The sequence below is a fragment of the Methanobrevibacter sp. genome, assembly GCF_045126245.1.
Lineage (GTDB): Archaea > Methanobacteriota > Methanobacteria > Methanobacteriales > Methanobacteriaceae > Methanocatella.
Genome location: NZ_JBGVOG010000130.1, coordinates 1 through 19,464, shown reverse-complemented (window position 1 = coordinate 19,464; position 19,464 = coordinate 1). Strand labels below are relative to the sequence as shown.

The following is a 19,464-nucleotide window of genomic DNA, read 5'->3' as shown; positions in this document are numbered from 1 at the left end:
CTCATCGAACTCATACATGTTGAAGTCACTTGAGTAGGGATTTTCATATTCCGGAGGAATCTTGAATTCCTCATATCCCACGCTGACGTTTTTCCAATTTGAGCTGTCTATGGCATTTGCTGAATTGATTAAGATAAAAAGCGCCAATGTAAAAATCAGAATTTTTTTAAGCATGATAATATTATGTGATTAATGGTATTTAAATAACTGTTTTATATGATGATGTTCTCTTTTCGCGGTCTTTGGAGTCCATATCAACCAGATCATAAACCAGGGGATTTCTGATAAGCATTTTCCATACTTCATAGGTTACTTTTATAAAGTCATCATTCAATCGGATATGATCTCGCAGGATAGGGCATTCATATGGAAATTCAGTCTCATCAAGAATAAGATGGAATTCACCGTCTTTGGATATGTGGGGAACCAATGGAAAAGTTCTGCACTGTATAGGCCTGATTGACCTGTCGCATCTTGGCGGGTTGACGCATTTGACAAGGTAAATGCTGTCTTTCCAGGAATGTGGATATCTGATTTCGGAGGAATCCATATAATACAGTTCAAATTCAGGGCTGTCCTCATACATCAGCTCTTCACCTGGAAGCAAATACAAAACAAGCTCTTCCGTGTTGTTATTGTCTTCATCATAGACGCAGCAGACCTCACCGCATAACTTGCCGCAATCAAAATCAACCGGAGATACCTTATCCAACCTTTCGTAAATCTTTTGGATTGATTTTTTCATTTCAGAAGCTGTAATTTCCATATTATCATATAATAAATTTTGGATTATTTAAAAAGTTTTTTGCCTTTCCTTAAGGGCTTGGTTACCTTCCAGCTGGTTGAATTTAAAAGGGAATCGTTAATTTCTTTGTATTTTTTCAATTCTTTTTCTAATTTCTTGTTTTGTCTTTTCAAATCATAGTTGTTGACGGTTAATTCAAATTCCTTATAGGTTTCACATTCCATTCCGGATTGCCAAATGAACTTCAATCTGGCGCTGATGTTGTTCAGGACTTCATCATTTTTATTTTTTTCTTTTAATTGTGTAAAATCTTTTTTCAGTTTTTTAAAGAAATCAGGTTTGTCCTTTTCATCACATAATGAGAATAATCTGAATGTATTGGAGAATTTTTTGTTGTAGATTTTTTCTGCGTATCTTTCATAGCATCCATGGTCTTTTGTTATTTCAATAATGAGATTTGATATTTCCAGCCAGTCTGAAGTTCTCTCTGTTGAACTTGTTATTGAATTAGGTCTTATACGCCTGTAATATAGGTGTTTATCATAGAAATAGGCTCTCTTGGCTCTTAATATGCATTCCATATAAAATGCGTTATCTTCATAAATCAGATATTCCGGAAATCTCAGGTCTTTTATGAGGTCATGTTTGAATAACTTTGCAGGAGCTGTAACTGACAAGTCAAAAAACACCTCGTCAGTGTCTTCATATGAAAAGATATTGTCTCCAACGACTTTTTTCAGTTTTTCCATTTCATAATATTCGTCTATTTCAGTTTCTCCGGTGTCGTTATCAAAATTAATCAGTTTGAACATAAGGAGGTCCAATGATTTGTCCTGTGCAATTTCATATATCTCTTCAAGTGCAGTAATTTCCAGATAGTCGTCCGAATCCAGAAAACAGATATAATCTCCATTTGAATTTTCCAGCCCCACATTCCTTGCTGATGAAAGGCCCTGGTTTTCCTGTTCGATTATTTTAATTCTTTCATCATCATAGGTGTTTAAAATGGACATCGAATTGTCTGTTGAGCCGTCGTTAATGCAGATTATCTCAATATCCTCCATGGTTTGATTGACAACGCTGTCCAAACATTCCTTCAAGTACTCTTCAACATTATAAAAAGGTATTATGACTGAAACCTTAACCATTTTTTCACCATTATTTTGTGCACTCAAAAATATTCTCGTTTCTAATCAGGGCATATCTTTCAATAGTTTCATAACCTAATTTTTTAATGAAATCATCTGACTTTATTTTAAAACCGTTTTCCAGTAGTTTGTCTTTAAAATCGGAACCGTAAAGTCTTAAGTGATCAAATTGACCGTAATGTTTTTCTCTAAGTTCCGGTGTGTCATATCGTTCATCTTCCAATGTTTTTGTTTCATCGTATGGAAGTTCAAATGCAATGCCGTTAATTGGAACCAGAATCAATGCGGTTCCTCCCGGCTTCAAGACACGATAAAGTTCACGAATTGCTTTATTGTCGTCAGGTACGTGTTCAAGCAGGTGTGAACAATAAATCAAATCAAAGTAATTGTCTTCATAAGGGATATCCTGTATGTCTATAAGTTCATCAACATACCAGTTTTCATCGCTGATGTCTGCAGGGTGATATTCGATATCGCATTTTTCAAATAGCTTTTGAAACTGCACTTCAGGTGCAAAATGGAGAACCTTGTTTTTGTTGGTTAAAAGTTGAGGATTCTCTTTGAAATATAGCCATAATGCCCTGTGCCTTTCATGGCTTGCGCAGATTGGACATTCAACTTCCCTATGAATTATTTGCGGATAGGGTTTAAAGTCGATTCCCTTATATCCGCAGATAGGACATTCCTTATCCGGATATGCCTGTTTATACATTTCCAATTGATTTTTCAGGGCTTCATTTTCATTCAATAGCTTTTCGCTTTTATTTTTATAATGGACATAACTGTTACTTTTATTTAAAAAATATTCCATCATCTCTTTTTTCCCCTTTTTATTTGAATTAACTGATTTTTTGCTTTGTGCATGAGGTTTTTCTTTTTCTTTTTTCAATTTGGAATATTCTCCATTCAACTGATGGATTATCAGATTATAGTTATACTCTTCAATTGTGCTTGAATCAAAAAAGATTCTGTATCTATTTTTTACGTTGTTTGGAATTAGGTTATTTTCATCCAAATCAACATCATTCAAATAATCTTTGGCATTTCTAAAGTAATCCCTATCTGCTGTTGTAGGGATGTGCCGGGTAATTTGTTCAACTTTGAAGTATTCGAATTCCTTTTTAAATTCATCCAAATGATTTTCATTTATAAGAAAGTCCCTAACAATATCCACAATCTTAAAAATCTCTTTATGCAGGCTTGCATCATATGAAACGGAATCTTCATTGTCGAGCCTATAGTAATACAGATAATGGGGGACGAATGATATTTTTGAAGATCTTAATGTGGCCTTTATGTGGAAAAGGACATCTTCGTAAGGCAGTTTCTCATCAAATTCGAAGTCCTCATATCTGTCAAGAAACTCTTTTTTATATAATTTGGTCCATGGTGCAAAATGGGAGTTCATGACGTGCTTTCTGATGGATTTGTAGTTGAAAGTCAAGTTATTGAAGTTTGCATCTTTAAATATTTCATCAAAATTATAATATGGCTTAAGTTCAACGTTTTCGCCATTCACTATATTTCCTATTTTGAAGAATAAAATGTCAGAGTCATTTGATATGGCATTTTCATAGGTCAATTTTAAAAAATCAGGAACAATCCAATCATCGGAATCCATAAAGAAGATGTATTCTCCACTGCTTTGTCTCAATCCATTGTTTCTTGCATGTCCGGGTCCTGAATTTTCCTGGCTGATTATTTTAATGCGGGAATCATCATTTGCATAGCTCTTTAATATTTCCGGAGAATTGTCAGATGAGCCGTCATCGACACATAGCACTTCAAAATCTGTGAATGTTTGGCTTACGATGCTGTCCAATGCATTTTCAAGATGATTTTCATTATTGTAAACAGGCATTATTAGTGAAACTTTAACCATGGTACACCAATTGTTGTCTTTTTGAATAAATAAGTAATATTGCCCTTGAATTCAAATGGGCTAATTTTATATATAATAATTTTACTTTTAATGTTATAAATTTTTTTGAAGGATTAATCAATCGAGTTTTTATCTCAATAGCATCTAACCAAGTAAAATTAAAAAAAATAGTTGGGATAAATTTTATTTATCCGCCAATGTCCAGTAGCATCTTTTAGGTGAAACGATTGTTTCATCTTTTTTGAGGTCTTTCATAATTTTATCGACTTCTTTTTTCTCAACGCCAGAAAGTTCGCTGACTTTTTTTGCGTTTAAAGGTTCTTCTGAATTTTTAAAAGCTTCAATTACTTTTTCTCTGTCATCCATAATATCACCTAATTATATTTTGTTTAAATACTTATATAAATTATTAAAATGAAATTTAGTTTATGGTCAAAAAGGAGCATATCATAATTTCAATATTGGTGATACTTATTTTAATTTTTGGCATGCTCATCATCAATGAAACGCTTTTAAAAGGTGACGCCAAGACAAATGAATCTTCAAAAGTTACTCGCGAGGTCCTCTCGAATTCCACAGATGAACCCGGAACGGTTGAAGTAATAAAAAACATTGGAAATCCCAACGGAAAAAGGATAGCTTATGTAGTTGGAGTTCATCCCCTTGAGTATCAGACCCATCAGACATTGGTTAGGATGCTGCCTGAGATGGACAATCTGACCAATTGCTATGACATTTACATCATAAACGTAACTGAAGATGTTGGCCATTACGGTGACGGATCATCTGACAACAGCCAGGGAAGGCAAAACGGACAGAATCTGGCTTATAGATATGTTTATCCTGAAATTCTAAATGGAAATTATGAATTGGCTGTTGACGTTCACTCGAATGTGGGGGCTTATCCTTATAGGACATTTGTTTTCAGCCCAGTTAAGGAGCACACCAGCGCGGAATATGCAAGAAATGTTGCAGACAGCTGTGAAAATATTTCGTATTACGCACCGGATTCAACAACAAGCGGGCCGTTCCTGACAATTCCTTTAAATGAACATGGGATTCCCGCATTTTACTTTGAAGAGTACAGCTTTGCACCGCAGGACGATAAGGATAAGCATATGATGGAACTTATTTTTGCCGTTGATAAATTAAAGTTTATATAAATCTATTGGACATATTTTAATTAGAGGTTAAATTCATGGATTACGATGTTGTTTATATTGGCAGTGGAAATGCCGCATGGCAGGGCGGCAGGTTTTTAAGAAAGGCAGGACTCAAAATCCTGATTGTCGAAGAAAGTTTATACGGTGGAGCATGCGCCAACCGAGGCTGCAATTCAAAAGCGCTTCTCGATGCTCCGTATGAGATTAAGGCATTGGCCGATAACTTTGAAGGAGTTGGAAAATCAGGAGAGCTTGAAGTCAGCTGGCCGGATTTGATGAAGTACAAACAGAAGAGGATTGCAGGAATGTCTCTGTTTTTGGACGGCAAATTTGACGAATACGGCCTTGATGTTGCCCATGGAAAAGGCGTCATTGTCGATGAACACACTGTTCAGGTGGGAGATAGGAAATTCACAACTGATAAAATCGTAATCTGCACAGGATTAAAGCCTGTCATTCCAAACATCGAAGGCAGCCAATATCTCCATGACAGCACTGACTTTCTCGATATTGCAGAATTGCCAAAGCATACAGTCATAATAGGTGCCGGCTTTGTCGGAATGGAATTTGCATCAATACTTGCTGAAGCAGGCCTTGAAGCCGATGTGATTGTTCGCGGGAACATGGCATTGAAATATTTCCACCAGCCTTATGTTCAAAACGTAATTAGGATATTGAAGGAAAAGGGCATCCGCTTCCATTTCAACCAGCAGGTTAAAGAGATTATTGCAAATGTGGAGATTGACAATCCTGAAGAGAAGGTTCAAAATGCAGTTCAGGGACTGAATGCCAACGATGATTTAAGAGATCCCGATGCTAAAGACAACAATAGGGCCTATGAAAACGGTTTTACTGTAAATTGTGAAAGCGGATTAAGCATTACCGCAGACTATGTGATAGCAGCAATGGGAAGACAGGCCAATGTAGATGATATCGGACTTGAAAATGTGGGATTGACTTACACAAAACAGGGAATCAAGGTAAACGGTCACCTGCAGACTGATGTTCCAAACATTTATGCCTCCGGCGACGTGGCCGATACGGGCATTGCCAAGCTTGTGACTGTTGCAATACATCAATCAAAATACCTGGCAAAGGAGCTATTGGGAGAAGCTGGAGAGATAACCTATCCTGTAGTTCCTGCAGTGGCATATACCATACCTAGAATAGCTACAGTGGGCATACCTGCATATGTTGGCGAAAAAAGCGATGAATACGAAGTTCATACAATCAGATACGGAAGGTCATACGCTTTGGAGCTTAAAAATGACTCGACTGCAGAGGCGAAAGTGATTGTGGATAAGGATTTGCAGATTGTAGGTGCTGAAATATATGCCGCAGATGCGGAAAATGTCGCAAACATGTTTGCCTTCATTATAAATAAGAAGATTACTTTAGAAGAGCTTGACTATATGATTTATGCATTCCCTTCAAGCAGTTCAGTATGCCTGTACAAGCTGCACAACATACATTATGATTTATGATTGAGTTTTAATAATTTAGGTGAGTTTTATGGATAAGGAAGGAATAACTTATAAAGATGTTAATGAATATGAAAAATTTTTTAATTTGACTCCGCCATTTTTACTTGAAAGATTTGCTAAAAAGAACACAAATTTGGTTTTGAAATTTGAATCAAAAGTCAAAATTTATATGGATAATTTAAATGATCATCAAAAAAAGAAATTGGAATTTCTTTTAAGCAGTAACATAGATGATTTGCAGAGGGTAATGGATGATGCCTATAGGCGTTACGGTAAAAAACAATACAAGATTCTCGCAAATCCCAAATACAAAGAGTTCATTAAGATAAATCTTAATGAAGTATCTAAAATGATAAAATGAATGGTGATTTATCTAAATCACTTCAAATCCGATTAGCTTGACCTTGTTGGAAAGTAATTTCGGATTGTCATCTATTTCCTCGGACAGTTTTGTTGTTATGTATTTCTTGTTGTCATCTGCAAAAACTGTTGCAATGTTTAAATCGTCATTATCGATTAAAACTGATGCAAGGAAGTTTGCACCGCTTGAAATACCTATTCCCAAACCGAATTCCTTGGCTATTCTTTTTGACATGTTGATTGCATCACAGTCATCAATCAAAACAATATCATCAATTAAATCTTGTTCTATAATTCCCGGAATGAAGTCATCACCGATTCCTTCAATCATATGGGAACCTTCTTCCATTCCCATTTTAAGTATGGATAATGTTGACGGTTCAAGAGCAATTATTTTGGAATTTGGATTATTGTCCTTTAGTCTTTTACCGATTCCCATCAGTGTTCCACCGGTTCCGATACCTGAAACGAAAGCATTCACATGAGGTGCGGAGTCAAGGATTTCTTTACCTGTTGTTGTATATTGGGCTTCAACATTTAACTTATTATCGAATTGGAGTGGTCTGTATGCGCCGGTTTCATTGGCGAATTCTTCTGCAAGTTCCAAAGCTTTTTTAAATCCTCCTTCCTCTTTGGATACAAGATGGACATGCGCCCCATACATTTCTATGAGATTCCTTCTTTCAAGGGATACCCAGTCAGGCATGAAAATATGCACGTCATGGCCTAAAAGTGCGCCTATGGCGCTAAAGGAGATTCCTGTATTTCCGCTGGTTACTTCAACAATGGACTGGCCTTCCTTTAAATTGCCTGTTTCCCTTTCTTTTTCCAGTATATATAAAGCAATTCTGTCTTTAATACTTCCGGAATAATTGTAATATTCAAGTTTGGTGTAAATGCTGCCAGATTTTCCTTCATACTCATAATCAATTTTTATCATTGGTGTGTTACCAATCAGTTTACCAATATTCATAATATTCAATCCAATTCAATAATATAACATTATAATATTTGCAAGTCAATAATAAAATACTTTTTTTTATTTTATGGATTCTTGAATGATATATTTATTAATTAAAAAAATTATACTAGACTTAATGTTAAAAAGAAGATACAAGTTAATACTGTTAATAATATTGTTTATTGTAATTTTTTCTATATTGGTCATCAATCCTTTCAAGGTCATTCATGACGGATTGAATAACGATTCGGCCGTAACCCGTGAACTTATTGCAAACAATTCATCTGATGGGGGATCTGTTGAAGTTATTAAAAATATCGGAAATCCAGACGGCAAGAGAATAGCATATGTTGTCGGTGTCCATCCTCTTGAAAACGATACCCACAAGACATTGCTTAAGCTGCTTCCGACATTGGACAATCTGAACTACTGCTATGACATCTATGTCATTAATGTGAGTTTGGACTTCTCTCAATACGGTAAACTGTTGCCGGACGATCAGCCTGGAAGGGCAACCGGACAGGATTTGGCATACAAATATGTATATCCGGAAATTCTCAATGGAAGTTACGAATTGGCTGTTGATGTGCATGCTCACGGCGGTGCATATGGCGATTACAACACATTCGTATTCTGCCCTGTAGACGGCGGAACCGGTGAAAGCTACGGACGAACAGTCTCCCAGAGCACAGAGAACATATCCTACTACAATCCGTATCAAACAACCAGCGGTCCTTATCTGACCATTCCTTTAAATGAGCATGGCATACCTGCATTCTATTTTGAGGAAAACAGTTTCATTTCCCAAGACATTAAGGACAATCACATGATAGAGCTTATTCGTGCTGTGGATAATTTGAAATTATAGTTAAGTGTTAAAATGGATAGGGGATTACTGTTTCAGGCGTTAAAAAAATTCACTTTGGGATTGGTTGCTGTAGGACTTTTGATTTTTGTACCTGCAGGAACACTCAACTTTCCAAATGGGTTGCTGTTTATGGCATTATTCTTCATCCCGATGTTTTTTGTCGGAATCATATTGATTGTTAAAGATCCTGATTTGTTAAAAAGGAGATTGAATGCAAAGGAAAGCGAGTCCGAACAGAAGATGGTGGTTTTGATTAGCGGCCTGATGTTCATATCAGCATTTGTTCTGGCCGGTTTGAATTTCAGATTCGCTTGGATACGCCTGCCTGAGATTATTGTGATTGCATCTTCTGTAATATTTTTATTGGCATACCTGATGTATATGGAGGTATTGCGTGAAAACGAGTATCTCTCCCGAACCATTGAGGTTGGTGAAAGCCAGAAGGTGATTGATGATGGGTTATACGGCTTTGTCAGACATCCCATGTATACATCAACAATTTTTCTCTTTTTGGCCATGCCGTTGATTTTAGGTTCAATTTATTCATTTGTTATATTGCTGATTTATCCGATTTTAATTGCGTTTAGAATCAAAAATGAAGAAAAGGTACTGGAGAAGGAACTGGACGGCTACAGGGAATATAAAATGAAAGTTAAATATAGGATTATTCCTTTTATCTGGTAACTATTTTTTGGCGATGGCACATATCCAGGTGGCAAGGTCTCCTGTAAATGAATCTGTTGATTCCTTATTAAAACAGGCAATGTCCTTAAAACCTGCCCTGCATAATGAATCTTTCAATTCTTCTTCTGAATAGATTTTTGCATCCAATAATTCCATGAACTCCTTTTGACGACCATTATCTTTGACTGGAACTGCTTCATTTGCTATAAATATGATTCCATCATCTTTAAGAACTCGTCTGACTTCCTTCAAGTCGTTTACAAAATCAGGCCAGAAATAAACGGTTTCAAAAGCTGTGGCAATATCGAAGCTATTGTCATTGAACGGCATTTTTGAAACGGATCCCTGTATGATTTCACATCTTTCATCTTCTATTTCTTTTTGGTTCCGTTCAGCGGATTTTTCAACTGCAATGTCTGAGTAATCAAGTCCATAAACCTTATTTTCTGTCATTTTTAGAAATCTTTCAACATTTACTCCGCCACCGCAGCCAATATCAAGAATAACATCCTCTTTGCAGACATCCAAATGTTTTATGCTCCATTGCACCAGGCTTTCATGATTTTCATTCATCATATCTATTAGCTTGCCTCCAAGTTTGCCTTCAGGTTTTCGGGCATTTTTCAGCAGTTCATTTTTTAGATATTTTTCTTCATGGGTCATGATATTGCTCCACAGATGTATAATCTTAAAAAAATTCAGTTTAATTTAAGACGGTTAAAATTTTATCATTATTCAAAATTATTTTTAACCTTTTTCTATTAATAATTTTATTAGTTTTTCTGTGTTTTATTGACTCTAAAACTTTATATATCTCATTATATAATATTAGTTTAATCAATTAAATTCATAAAGGAAAAAAATATATAACACATGTTAATAAAATTTATTCTGTATATTAATAATTTGAGTTGAAAAGATGAGTGAAAATACTAAAATTTTAACTATTCAGGACATTTCCTGTTTTGGTCAGTGCTCAATAACAGTTGCACTGCCTGTAATTTCTGCGTTTGGAATAGAAACAGCAATTCTTCCTTCAGCTGTTTTATCAACACACACTTCCGGTTTTGAAGGATTTACCGTAAGGGATTTGACAGAAGACCTTCCTGCAATACAAAAGCATTGGGAAAAGGAAGGGATATATTTTGATGCAATATATACAGGATTTATTGCATCAATCGAGCAATTGGATTACATTAAAGACATTATTGCTTCACGATTAAAGCCTGGAGGGCTTGTATTTGTTGACCCTGCGATGGCAGACCACGGTGAATTTTACAACGGGTTCGACCAGGAATTTGCAGACAAGATGGGTGAACTCTGTAAAGTTGGGGATTACATTCTTCCTAACACAACTGAAGCCTGCTACTTATTGCATAAGCCTTGGAAAGAGGAATTCACAAGAGAGGAAATGCTTGATATGGCAAACGAGCTTTCAGAGTTTACAAAAAGACATGTCATACTTAAGGGAGATACCAACGAGGAAGGTAAATTGGGAATGCTTGTTTTGGATAAGGTGGACTCATCATTGGAGATAGTTTACAATGACAGGATAGACTATGTTTCCCATGGGACAGGTGATGTTTTTGCATCATCATTTGTCGGATCAACAATGGTGGGAAAGACCCCGACTCAGGCAGCAAAAATCGCCGGAGAATTCACAAAAAAGGCAATTGAAAAGACAATAGGTGATGAAAATCACAAATACGGCGTTAAGTTTGAACAGGTTATCTTGGAGTTAAACGAATTGTTGAGATGATTTAATATTAATTTTGAACCTTGAATATATTTTATTGTTCAAATTAATATTTATTCAATTTATTATTTTTTGTAAAAATCAAATTAGATTTCTTCGAAGCCAAATATTTAAATTATATTAATTAAAAACCCCTTAAATATAAACTAGTTATATTTATGATAATGATTTGAATGAATGTTTTTATTAAAATATTTTCTTTCAAAACAAAATTCTCTTGATTGGGTTAAAATGGTTAATGTGTTTAATTTAAATAAAAAGGATTATTTGTATTTGGTAATTGTTTTTATTTTTTCTATGGGTTTAATTTATTTTAGAACCCAATATCATATGTCTGGAGGTATTTTTTATCCAGATAAAGCTCTTTATTTAATCAATGCTCTAAATTATAGTGGTTTGGATTATTATTGTATTGCTAATCCTAAGGATATTTTTTATAGCCCCATTATTTCATTTTTAACATCATTATTATTTAAAATGGGTATTGTAGACCAGTTGGCTATTTCTTTGGTTTCATCATTTTTTGCACTCTTCGGATTTCTTGGATTATACCTCCTTTTGAGATTTAGATTCAATTCAATTTTATCCTTAATGGGTGTTGTAATTTATGGAAGCACATCTGAACTATTAATTAATTTATCCAGTGGATTATTGGATATTCCTTCAGTTTCCATATCCATTTTAGTGCTTTTATTTGGGATAATTGCTATTGATGAAGATTCAAAGTATTTCATTATAACTTTTTTGATGTTGGTTATAGGATTTTTTACAAGGTATACAGTCGGATTCATGTTGCCTGTATTAATATTGTATTATATAATGAAAAGGAATTTTATAGAAAATATCGATTGCATTATCGATGATAAATCTTTTTTCAAGGCAAAAATAAATAATTATTTTAAAAGTTCTGAGTTCAAATATCTTTTTTTATCAATAATTTTAGCCATTATTCTTTTTGCGGTCATATGCAAGTATTTAATTCTTGATTATGGTGGGGATTTGACTTTCATTCACCAATCAGTAAGCACAATTAAAAATTCAAATTATGGTGTTGGTGGTGGAATTGATGTTGTATATGATAAACTATTTTATTTGAAAAATTTCTCAAGCATATTCTTCAGCGAAAGTCGTTGTTTGGATAGGGTTTTTTCATGTTTAATTTATGGCATTATTGGATTTGGAGTAATATTTAGATTAAATTACTTTATTAGATATTATTCTAAAATTACTGAACCAATTAAAGAGTGGAAAACAAAAAACTTCAGGATATTGTTAATTTCATTATTGGTTATCATGGCAATATCAACATTCATATCATTTAAGGTATTCTCAAGTCATATTCTAACCAATATATTCTTTTTATTGGCTACTGCTATTTTTTACTCTCTAATCAATGAATTCAATATTAATAAGAATGAACAGGCTTTAAACTTATTATTTTTATCTTATTTAATGATCAATTTGATTTTCATATCAATATATCAAACTAAAACCCTACGTTACGCCCTACAGTTCATGCCTCCTTTAATTTATATTCTTATTTATTGCCTTGAAGGAATATTGGATTATTTAAACTGTCCAAAAGAATTTAATGTGAATTTAAATGAAAATATATTTAATGAAAAGCAATATTCAGGTTATAAAGTTGCTATTCCAATAGTTTTGATAATTATTTTAGTCATATCATCATTTTCATTTATTGCAGGTGATGAAATTTCAGGTTCGGATAATGATTTGGTTGACGTAACTGATTTTATTATCCAAAGTGATTCAGACTATCATCAAAAAGCTTTTGGATCAAATTATAGGGATTCTAGAATAATTAGGTGGTATTTGCAGGTAAATGTAACATTTGATGATGATTATAATTTTTCGGATTTAAAAACTCCATCGTATATTATTTCCGATAAAACATTATCATTAGACAATTATAATGAGATTTACAATAAAGGCCAATATCATGTTTATTATCTAAAATGATTTGTTAAATTTTCTTTTAATCAGATTTTATTTAATTATTATTATAAATTACAATAACTGTTTTTAAATATTCGTAATAAGATATAAATATATAAAGTTTTTTAGGTTTGGGACTTATGAACATTTTAATTTCAAATGATGACGGTGTTTTTGCACCGGGGATATTGGCAGCAAAACAGGCTGTTGAGGATTTGGGCAATGTTTTTGTCGTTGCACCTGATGAAAACAACAGCAGTGTAGGCCGCAGATTGACATTATTTAAACATTTAAGACTAGATTCCTGCAATCTTGATGACGGAAGTCCGGCATATTCCCTTTCAGGCAGTCCTGCAGATTCTGTTGTCGTTGGCGTGAATTATGTGATGGATGAAAAGCCTGATCTGGTCATATGCGGAATAAATCAGGGGGTAAATATCAGTTGTGACATCACATCGTCCGGAACCGTTTGTGCTGCCCTGGAAGCGGTCAGCCTAGGCATTCCTGCAATAGCGGTTTCCCTGTTTGTAGATCCGAAAACTGCATACAAACAGGATGAAAACGGCGAGTGGTATGTGGACTATGATTTCACATTAGCAAAAAAGGTTTTGCATGATTTGGTTTTGAAAATTAAGAATGAAGGTTTTCCTGATGGCGTTGATTTATTTAATTTGAATGTGCCCTCAAAGTATGAATCGGAAGACGTTATGGTAACACATTTGTCACATAAGATGCTTGATAAAGGCGTAATCGACAATACAAATAAGGAAAAAGAGGACATATTCAGATATCCTTTAGATGAAAACCAGAACAGTGACGATTTGATTATGATTGTCTCTGATCTTGTCAAGGAATATGATGAGGGCAGTGACGGATATGCATTAATAGTTGAAAAAAGGCCAAGCCTAACACCTCTTAACGCAAACATGACCTTTAAAGAACTTAAGGATTGGTAAAAAATCATTCAAACTATTGAATTTTTGATTTAATAAAGTTATCTGCTATCCACAAATATAGCCTTTATAAATAATTTCATTTAATACATTTTCTAAATTTGACTAATTTACTGAATAATTATAAGTAGTTTAAATTATATTATAATTAAATATGGAAACTAATGATTTTAGTTTAAAGATGAGATTAAGCGAGTTTAAAAATGATATTTTCATTTCAAGAAAATATTGGATATTATATTTAGTATTAATCTCAGCAATCTTTTTTTCATTAATGGGCCTAGATAATTATGCTCATCCTAAAATGGAAATTTTAGTATTTGTTCTAATGTCCATATTTGGAATACTTTTCATTAGTTTTTATCAAAGACATAGTGATGAAGAGGGTTTTTATAAAACGGCATTTATAATCCTTTTAATTTTTGGAATTGTTTTTTCATGTTTAACACCAATTTTTTGTACTCATGATGAAGTTGAACACTTTGTTCGTGCGGAAATGACATCAAATGGTGTTATTTTTCCGGAATATAATGAAACGGCTTACGTTACTATAAACAATGTTACATATATCGGGCAGTATTTCACTATTCAGTCCACATTTGACTTAGCGCAGAAGGGTAATGATTATGATTATGTTTATATGGATATGGTAAATTCATCTATTTTCAATACGAATGCAGATACTCAACCCATTAATACAACTCCAGTTCCAATTTTTCATGCTTTTGCTCAAAATCCATTTTTCGGATATATTGCTCCTGCAATTGGGATTTTTATAGCCAAATTATTGGATTTAAATGCGATATGGTTATTGTGGTTAGGCAGAATTTTTAATTCATTTGTATACTCTGCTTTGGTTGCTTATGCTATAAAGAAAACACCAATCTTAAAAATGCCATTATTTGTTGTTGCATGTATTCCAGCGGCATTATCTCAGGCGGCAAGTATCAGTATTGATCCACTGATTAACGGTTTGGGAATATTGTCAATAGCTTATTTCCTGGTATTATATAAATCCCCAAAAATGTCACTTGACTATAGACATATTATTAAATTTTCAGTTATTGTTTTGATTTTAGGTTGTTGTAAGGTAACTTATTTTAGTTTTATATTTTTAATATTATTCATTCCAGTTGAAAATTTCAAAGAAAGAAAGTATTATTATTTAGGATTTTTAAGCATTATAATTATTTTAGTAATTATGCTTTTATGGTCTAAGTTCTATATTGATCCTGGAATGAGGCATTCTGCCAGGGCTTTGTATTATAGTGAAAATAATCATGACCAAATTAGATATATGTTAAGTCATAAGAAGGATACGATAATTGAATTGTTGCATGTATTTAGTTATTTGGAGCATGATTTGAAATTCCAATCCTACTTTGATACAAATTTCACTTCGTTGTATTTATTATTCATAGGAGGAGTATTTTTACTATATCCTGAAGAAAAAATCAAATTAAAAACAAAATTTGGTGCATTATTAGTATTTTTAATGCTTTATGTAGGAACTTATTTCCTATTTATGGTAACTTGGAATCATGTTGGTGAATTAGTACCTACTGGTGTTCAAACTAGATATTTCTTCCCAGCATTTGGATTGCTTCCAATAGCTTTGGGATTTAATCATATAAAAAACGATTCATCGCAAATTGACATGTATGTTTTAATGTTGACTATAGTTTTCATTGTTTCAAGAATTCTAACAATAGTGACTATGGTGTATTAAGCTTATGAATGTTTTAAATCATACAAAAAAAGAAAAAAAAGATTTGAATGGCAAAAATTCAATTCAATTTTTGCACTCAAATAATTAAATGATTACTTCATTGATGTAATCATATCAGAAATTAATTTATCGGTATCAGCTTCACTGGTTCTGGTATATAACTCCTGAATATTTCCGTCCTTTTCAAACCAATAATGGACAATGTGACTTCCATCAACTGTTACTTTGTATACAAGGGTATTGTTCACAGTGAAGTTTGATAAATTAGTGGTATGATTTTTATCCTCTTTGGCTTTTATATAATCATTAATTGCATCTTTAATATTATTAGCTGAAATATTCTTTTTAATGCAAATGAAATTATCCCCTTTGGTCAAATTGACGGAATAATTCTGATCAATAACTTGATAACCTTCAGGTACCATGAACTCAGCGTTATTCACATTAACATAATTCTGAGCGCCTGCAAAATTAAAAATGAAAAATCCTGCAACTACACATACTAATAAAACGATTATTAAAAGTATTTTTTTATTCATTTAAACACCTCCATGAACTTTAATGAATAGTTAGTAAATCAGTATTATATATATTTACTGGTTATTCATAATAAATGCCATTATTTTTTGAATAATGTGGTGGATAGCAATTATTCAAAGGGCACTACATTTCAGATTAGCAATTTCAGCAAATCGAAATTATAAAATACAGGTTTTTCCAGCTGGTGTTTGCATCAATATTATTTAAATTTCACTTAATTTAATGAACTTTTATTTTGCAAACTATAATTTGGTGAAAGGAATTTTCAATATTTTATCACCTATATTCAAATTCAAAGTCATAACTTAATGGCATGTAGATGAAACAATTCAAAATATTGAAAATGTAGCAATTGATAGGTTCAAAGCTTTAATATTAAGTGATTCATATATTTTATTATAATAAGGCTAATGATTTTTATGGATTTCAAAAACAAAATTTTATTAATTGGTGCGGCCATTGTTTTAATTTCAGTCATTGGTGTTTCAACCGCTTGCAATTATCAAAATGACCATCTGGTTATTGATGATGCATACGGATTCGGTTGCTGCTCCATTATCCTTCAGGAAAACGGCAGCGACAGCATCATGACCTTCAGAAGAGATTCCAATGTAACTGCCGATATTAAAGTGGAGAACATGGATTGGCATGGAATTTCAGTTATCAAGCAATACAAAACAGACGGGAAATATTTTTCTCATGTTATAATTACTGAAGATGGATGGATGATTGGATTTGGAGGTATTGATGACGGTGTCGACAGCCAGAGATGTGAAAATATCTCATTTGAGATGATCAATGATGACTACACAATATCCCAAGAAAAATTGGAGGAAATACAAAGCATCAAAAAACCTTACGGAAGAGGGCACTTCATTATTAAAGCACCAAACGGAAACTATGGTTTTGCAACAGTGGATAAGGTTAAAACCGGCCAATTGCAGCCTGGACAGTACATTTCACTTCCGAACAACTATTCATTGTCCAGGTCAGGAAACCTTTCTCTGGGCAGTGACGACAAGGTCCGGGATATGGTTGAACTGGCAAGGTCAGACAAATACGGACTGGACAGAAGGGACATAATTACTTATGATTTCCATTCAGGTGACGATTCCTATGTTAATGTATATGTTTCAAATGAGGACGGTTCACTTCTGGGCGTTGACTATACCGGGTGTGTTGATGATGTTTATGTCAACGACAATCTGACTAAAGCGGAAGACATTCCTGTCGCTCCGGCATATAAAAGTCTTGACACCCTGAAATTTTCCGGTGGAAATTCCAATTTGGGCATTATCATAGGTTGCATTGTCTTTATTGGGGCAATTTCATATGGTGCATCCAAGTTTGTGAGATATGTCAGGCGTAAAAGATAATTTCGATAGTTTATGGATGTTCTGTTCTGAATTGAATTGAAAACATTTCTTGCAAGCTCTGAATTTATAATTATCTTTTTAAATCTTTTAATTTTTAATTTAATTTAATAATATTTCTTTATTTTATTTTTTAATATGCAAGTGAGCACTTACATTCGCAAATCTTTATATACTGTCTTTTTCATAGTATTAGTTGGCGATGAAATGTTATATTTCATGGCCTACATCTCAGTTTAATATTATGAAGGTGATACTTATGAATCTCAATAAAAAATTATTAACATTACTTGCAATCTTTTGTGTGATTGCATCTGCAGGAATTGTTTGCGCTGCAGAACAAGGAGGTTATGCTGGAAGCAACTATGATGTGCATACCGGATCTTCTGATTTAGAACCTGGTAACGGTTTACCTCTTGAAAACCAAACCGGTTACGTTCCTTTAGATGCTGACGGCAATCCTATTTTCAATGAAACCGGAAACGCTACTGGCAATGCAACCAACAATGCTACAGGAAACATTACAGGAAACGTAACTGGCAACACAACCCAGAACGTTACTGCAAGCAACATTTTGCCTGTAACAGGTAACCCAATCATAGCATTATTGGCAGTAACAGGTATTATTGGCGGTTACGCTGTAATTAGAAGAAACAAATAATTCCATTATTTTTATTATCTAAAGCATGATCCATAATCATGCTTTTCTCCCCCTTTTGAACTAATTTTCATTTTCTTAACATTTTTTAAAAAGACATTTAATAGCTTTAAATTTTAAATTAAATGTTTAAAACTCGTAATTTATTAATTATTAAAATAATATTCATTTATTTTCTTTTTTAATATGCAAGTAAGCACTTACATTCGCAAATCTTTATATACTGGTCTTTTCATATAATTATTTGTACACAGAAATGTAGATTTCAAAAATCAACATCTCGTGTTCATTAAATCAAAACGCGATATTTTGAAGTTTAATAAAAAGTAATTTTTATTAACCAATCTTAAGCATGATTTATTATCATGCTTCTTTTCTCCCTATTTTTAAGCAGATTTTCATTTGAATTATTTTTGTAAAATTAAAAGTTGGATAATGTTTGTCATTTACATTTTGCTTTTTTTCTCTATAGCAGATAACCAATGCTAAGAATGTGATAATTGCCAATGCTGTGAAGTATTCAATATGTTGGAAAGCTTGTTTTGCTAGAGAATTCTTTTTATTCAATTCATAAGCGGCTTTATTGTCTGCAGGGATGTCAAGTCTCCAATGGTATGCACCAAGAATCAGTAGATAGGCAATGTATCAATTGTCTTAATCAAATCTTTTGCAATTTGTGTTTTATTATCCATTTTGTCTATTTGAGGAGTTTCGAATAGAATTACTGTATGGCCATTTTTGGAAATTGGGATTGTCACCCACTTCGGTGAAGTGCCTGCATTGATTGTCAAAATAGGATAGCTTAAATTGCTGCTTATCCGGAATGCATACTCCATTTCCAGATCGGATTCATTGTCCATAACTCCAACATATTTCTGTTCTTCCCAGTAACTTTCCATTTCATGAATATCAACAACGATATACGGATCGTAGTTTTCAATATCCGGAACGACAAATTCATTCGCCAGCATTTCTCCCATATGCCTGTTGGTATTGTAATTGCTGGTATTCAATCCGCTGTCTTCATAGTTAAGCTTGATGAAGTATACGATATATCTTCTGTTAAGGTCATTAGCTTTGGTAAATTCGATTATTGATTTGTTTGTGGCATTATGTATGCCTCCTTCAAGGCTGTGAACACCCAATATAAGTATTGCAGTATCTTCAGATGAGTTATTGCCGCATACGATTTTATATACAGTAC

The 19,464-nt window shown here is 33.4% G+C and carries 19 protein-coding genes; 11 read left to right on the top strand and 8 right to left on the bottom strand.

Annotated elements, in window-relative coordinates; translation table 11 throughout:
- Positions 1-199 precede the first annotated feature (199 nt).
- The 4 genes from ACJMLZ_RS09475 to ACJMLZ_RS09460 form a co-directional block, all read right to left on the bottom strand.
- The gene (locus ACJMLZ_RS09475; protein WP_405305379.1) at positions 200-766 is read right to left on the bottom strand and encodes a hypothetical protein; all 567 of its coding nucleotides are present in this window, start codon (positions 764-766) and stop codon (positions 200-202) included.
- A gap of 23 nt (positions 767-789) precedes the next feature.
- Complete coding sequence (locus ACJMLZ_RS09470) at positions 790-1,893, bottom strand: glycosyltransferase family 2 protein (RefSeq protein ID WP_405305378.1); 1,104 nt, start codon at positions 1,891-1,893, stop codon at positions 790-792.
- Positions 1,894-1,903: 10 nt separating this feature from the next.
- Complete coding sequence (locus ACJMLZ_RS09465) at positions 1,904-3,775, bottom strand: glycosyltransferase (RefSeq protein WP_405305377.1); 1,872 nt, start codon at positions 3,773-3,775, stop codon at positions 1,904-1,906.
- Between the two features lie 183 nt (positions 3,776-3,958).
- Positions 3,959-4,141, bottom strand: coding sequence for a MarR family transcriptional regulator (locus tag ACJMLZ_RS09460; protein WP_405305376.1), 183 nt, complete (start codon positions 4,139-4,141; stop codon positions 3,959-3,961).
- A gap of 62 nt (positions 4,142-4,203) precedes the next feature.
- On the opposite strand from ACJMLZ_RS09460, the gene ACJMLZ_RS09455 reads away from it, so the two are divergent.
- Genes ACJMLZ_RS09455 through ACJMLZ_RS09445 form a run of 3 tightly spaced genes read left to right on the top strand, consistent with a single transcriptional unit; the run spans position 4,204 to position 6,783 of the window.
- Positions 4,204-4,938, top strand: a complete 735-nt coding sequence (locus ACJMLZ_RS09455; protein ID WP_405305375.1) for a hypothetical protein — start codon at positions 4,204-4,206, stop codon at positions 4,936-4,938.
- Positions 4,939-4,973: 35 nt separating this feature from the next.
- The gene (locus ACJMLZ_RS09450; protein WP_405305374.1) at positions 4,974-6,422 is read left to right on the top strand and encodes a dihydrolipoyl dehydrogenase family protein; all 1,449 of its coding nucleotides are present in this window, start codon (positions 4,974-4,976) and stop codon (positions 6,420-6,422) included.
- A gap of 28 nt (positions 6,423-6,450) precedes the next feature.
- Entirely contained in the window at positions 6,451-6,783 is a 333-nt protein-coding gene (locus ACJMLZ_RS09445; protein WP_405305373.1) for a hypothetical protein, read from the top strand.
- A gap of 12 nt (positions 6,784-6,795) precedes the next feature.
- Here the strand turns inward: ACJMLZ_RS09445 and ACJMLZ_RS09440 are convergent, their stop codons facing one another.
- Positions 6,796-7,755 (bottom strand): PLP-dependent cysteine synthase family protein, encoded by a 960-nt coding sequence (locus ACJMLZ_RS09440; RefSeq protein ID WP_405305372.1) that lies wholly within the window; start codon positions 7,753-7,755, stop codon positions 6,796-6,798.
- A gap of 124 nt (positions 7,756-7,879) precedes the next feature.
- Between ACJMLZ_RS09440 and ACJMLZ_RS09435 the strand changes: the two genes are divergently transcribed.
- Together ACJMLZ_RS09435 and ACJMLZ_RS09430 are read left to right on the top strand one after the other, a co-directional pair.
- Complete coding sequence (locus ACJMLZ_RS09435) at positions 7,880-8,611, top strand: hypothetical protein (protein ID WP_405305371.1); 732 nt, start codon at positions 7,880-7,882, stop codon at positions 8,609-8,611.
- Positions 8,612-8,623: 12 nt separating this feature from the next.
- Entirely contained in the window at positions 8,624-9,295 is a 672-nt protein-coding gene (locus tag ACJMLZ_RS09430) for a methyltransferase family protein (protein WP_405305370.1), read from the top strand.
- Here ACJMLZ_RS09430 and ACJMLZ_RS09425 read toward each other — a convergent pair whose 3' ends face one another.
- On the bottom strand, positions 9,296-9,958 hold the full coding sequence (locus ACJMLZ_RS09425; protein WP_405305369.1) for a class I SAM-dependent methyltransferase: 663 nt from the start codon (positions 9,956-9,958) through the stop codon (positions 9,296-9,298). It lies immediately after the preceding gene.
- A gap of 256 nt (positions 9,959-10,214) precedes the next feature.
- Here ACJMLZ_RS09425 and ACJMLZ_RS09420 point away from each other — a divergent pair, with 256 nt between their 5' ends.
- From ACJMLZ_RS09420 to ACJMLZ_RS09405, 4 genes are all read left to right on the top strand, one after another.
- Entirely contained in the window at positions 10,215-11,054 is an 840-nt protein-coding gene (locus tag ACJMLZ_RS09420; RefSeq protein WP_405305368.1) for a pyridoxamine kinase, read from the top strand.
- Between the two features lie 327 nt (positions 11,055-11,381).
- The gene (locus ACJMLZ_RS09415) at positions 11,382-13,031 is read left to right on the top strand and encodes a glycosyltransferase family 39 protein (RefSeq protein WP_405305367.1); all 1,650 of its coding nucleotides are present in this window, start codon (positions 11,382-11,384) and stop codon (positions 13,029-13,031) included.
- A 116-nt stretch (positions 13,032-13,147) separates the two neighbouring features.
- Entirely contained in the window at positions 13,148-13,963 is an 816-nt protein-coding gene (gene surE / locus ACJMLZ_RS09410; protein ID WP_405305366.1) for a 5'/3'-nucleotidase SurE, read from the top strand.
- A 151-nt stretch (positions 13,964-14,114) separates the two neighbouring features.
- Positions 14,115-15,689, top strand: coding sequence for a DUF2142 domain-containing protein (locus ACJMLZ_RS09405; RefSeq protein WP_405305365.1), 1,575 nt, complete (start codon positions 14,115-14,117; stop codon positions 15,687-15,689).
- Between the two features lie 92 nt (positions 15,690-15,781).
- On the opposite strand, the gene ACJMLZ_RS09400 is transcribed toward ACJMLZ_RS09405, so the two are convergent.
- Positions 15,782-16,228, bottom strand: a complete 447-nt coding sequence (locus ACJMLZ_RS09400; protein WP_405305364.1) for a hypothetical protein — start codon at positions 16,226-16,228, stop codon at positions 15,782-15,784.
- 420 nt (positions 16,229-16,648) lie between these two features.
- Here ACJMLZ_RS09400 and ACJMLZ_RS09395 point away from each other — a divergent pair, with 420 nt between their 5' ends.
- Together ACJMLZ_RS09395 and ACJMLZ_RS09390 are read left to right on the top strand one after the other, a co-directional pair.
- A complete protein-coding gene (locus tag ACJMLZ_RS09395; protein WP_405305363.1) occupies positions 16,649-17,605 on the top strand; it encodes a hypothetical protein in 957 nt (318 codons plus the stop codon).
- Between the two features lie 256 nt (positions 17,606-17,861).
- A complete protein-coding gene (locus ACJMLZ_RS09390) occupies positions 17,862-18,263 on the top strand; it encodes a hypothetical protein (protein ID WP_405305362.1) in 402 nt (133 codons plus the stop codon).
- 623 nt (positions 18,264-18,886) lie between these two features.
- On the opposite strand, the gene ACJMLZ_RS09385 is transcribed toward ACJMLZ_RS09390, so the two are convergent.
- Positions 18,887-19,464 (bottom strand): hypothetical protein (locus ACJMLZ_RS09385; RefSeq protein WP_405305361.1); only part of this gene is annotated, 578 nt, incomplete at its 5' end.

Coding starts and splice junctions, on each gene's coding strand:
- ACJMLZ_RS09475 (WP_405305379.1), bottom strand. CDS start 766: ATGGAAATTACAGCTTCTGAAATGAAAAAATCAATCCAAAAGATTTAC.
- ACJMLZ_RS09470 (WP_405305378.1), bottom strand. CDS start 1,893: ATGGTTAAGGTTTCAGTCATAATACCTTTTTATAATGTTGAAGAGTAC.
- ACJMLZ_RS09465 (WP_405305377.1), bottom strand. CDS start 3,775: ATGGTTAAAGTTTCACTAATAATGCCTGTTTACAATAATGAAAATCAT.
- ACJMLZ_RS09460 (WP_405305376.1), bottom strand. CDS start 4,141: ATGGATGACAGAGAAAAAGTAATTGAAGCTTTTAAAAATTCAGAAGAA.
- ACJMLZ_RS09455 (WP_405305375.1), top strand. CDS start 4,204: ATGGTCAAAAAGGAGCATATCATAATTTCAATATTGGTGATACTTATT.
- ACJMLZ_RS09450 (WP_405305374.1), top strand. CDS start 4,974: ATGGATTACGATGTTGTTTATATTGGCAGTGGAAATGCCGCATGGCAG.
- ACJMLZ_RS09445 (WP_405305373.1), top strand. CDS start 6,451: ATGGATAAGGAAGGAATAACTTATAAAGATGTTAATGAATATGAAAAA.
- ACJMLZ_RS09440 (WP_405305372.1), bottom strand. CDS start 7,755: ATGAATATTGGTAAACTGATTGGTAACACACCAATGATAAAAATTGAT.
- ACJMLZ_RS09435 (WP_405305371.1), top strand. CDS start 7,880: ATGTTAAAAAGAAGATACAAGTTAATACTGTTAATAATATTGTTTATT.
- ACJMLZ_RS09430 (WP_405305370.1), top strand. CDS start 8,624: ATGGATAGGGGATTACTGTTTCAGGCGTTAAAAAAATTCACTTTGGGA.
- ACJMLZ_RS09425 (WP_405305369.1), bottom strand. CDS start 9,958: ATGACCCATGAAGAAAAATATCTAAAAAATGAACTGCTGAAAAATGCC.
- ACJMLZ_RS09420 (WP_405305368.1), top strand. CDS start 10,215: ATGAGTGAAAATACTAAAATTTTAACTATTCAGGACATTTCCTGTTTT.
- ACJMLZ_RS09415 (WP_405305367.1), top strand. CDS start 11,382: ATGTCTGGAGGTATTTTTTATCCAGATAAAGCTCTTTATTTAATCAAT.
- surE (WP_405305366.1), top strand. CDS start 13,148: ATGAACATTTTAATTTCAAATGATGACGGTGTTTTTGCACCGGGGATA.
- ACJMLZ_RS09405 (WP_405305365.1), top strand. CDS start 14,115: ATGGAAACTAATGATTTTAGTTTAAAGATGAGATTAAGCGAGTTTAAA.
- ACJMLZ_RS09400 (WP_405305364.1), bottom strand. CDS start 16,228: ATGAATAAAAAAATACTTTTAATAATCGTTTTATTAGTATGTGTAGTT.
- ACJMLZ_RS09395 (WP_405305363.1), top strand. CDS start 16,649: ATGGATTTCAAAAACAAAATTTTATTAATTGGTGCGGCCATTGTTTTA.
- ACJMLZ_RS09390 (WP_405305362.1), top strand. CDS start 17,862: ATGAATCTCAATAAAAAATTATTAACATTACTTGCAATCTTTTGTGTG.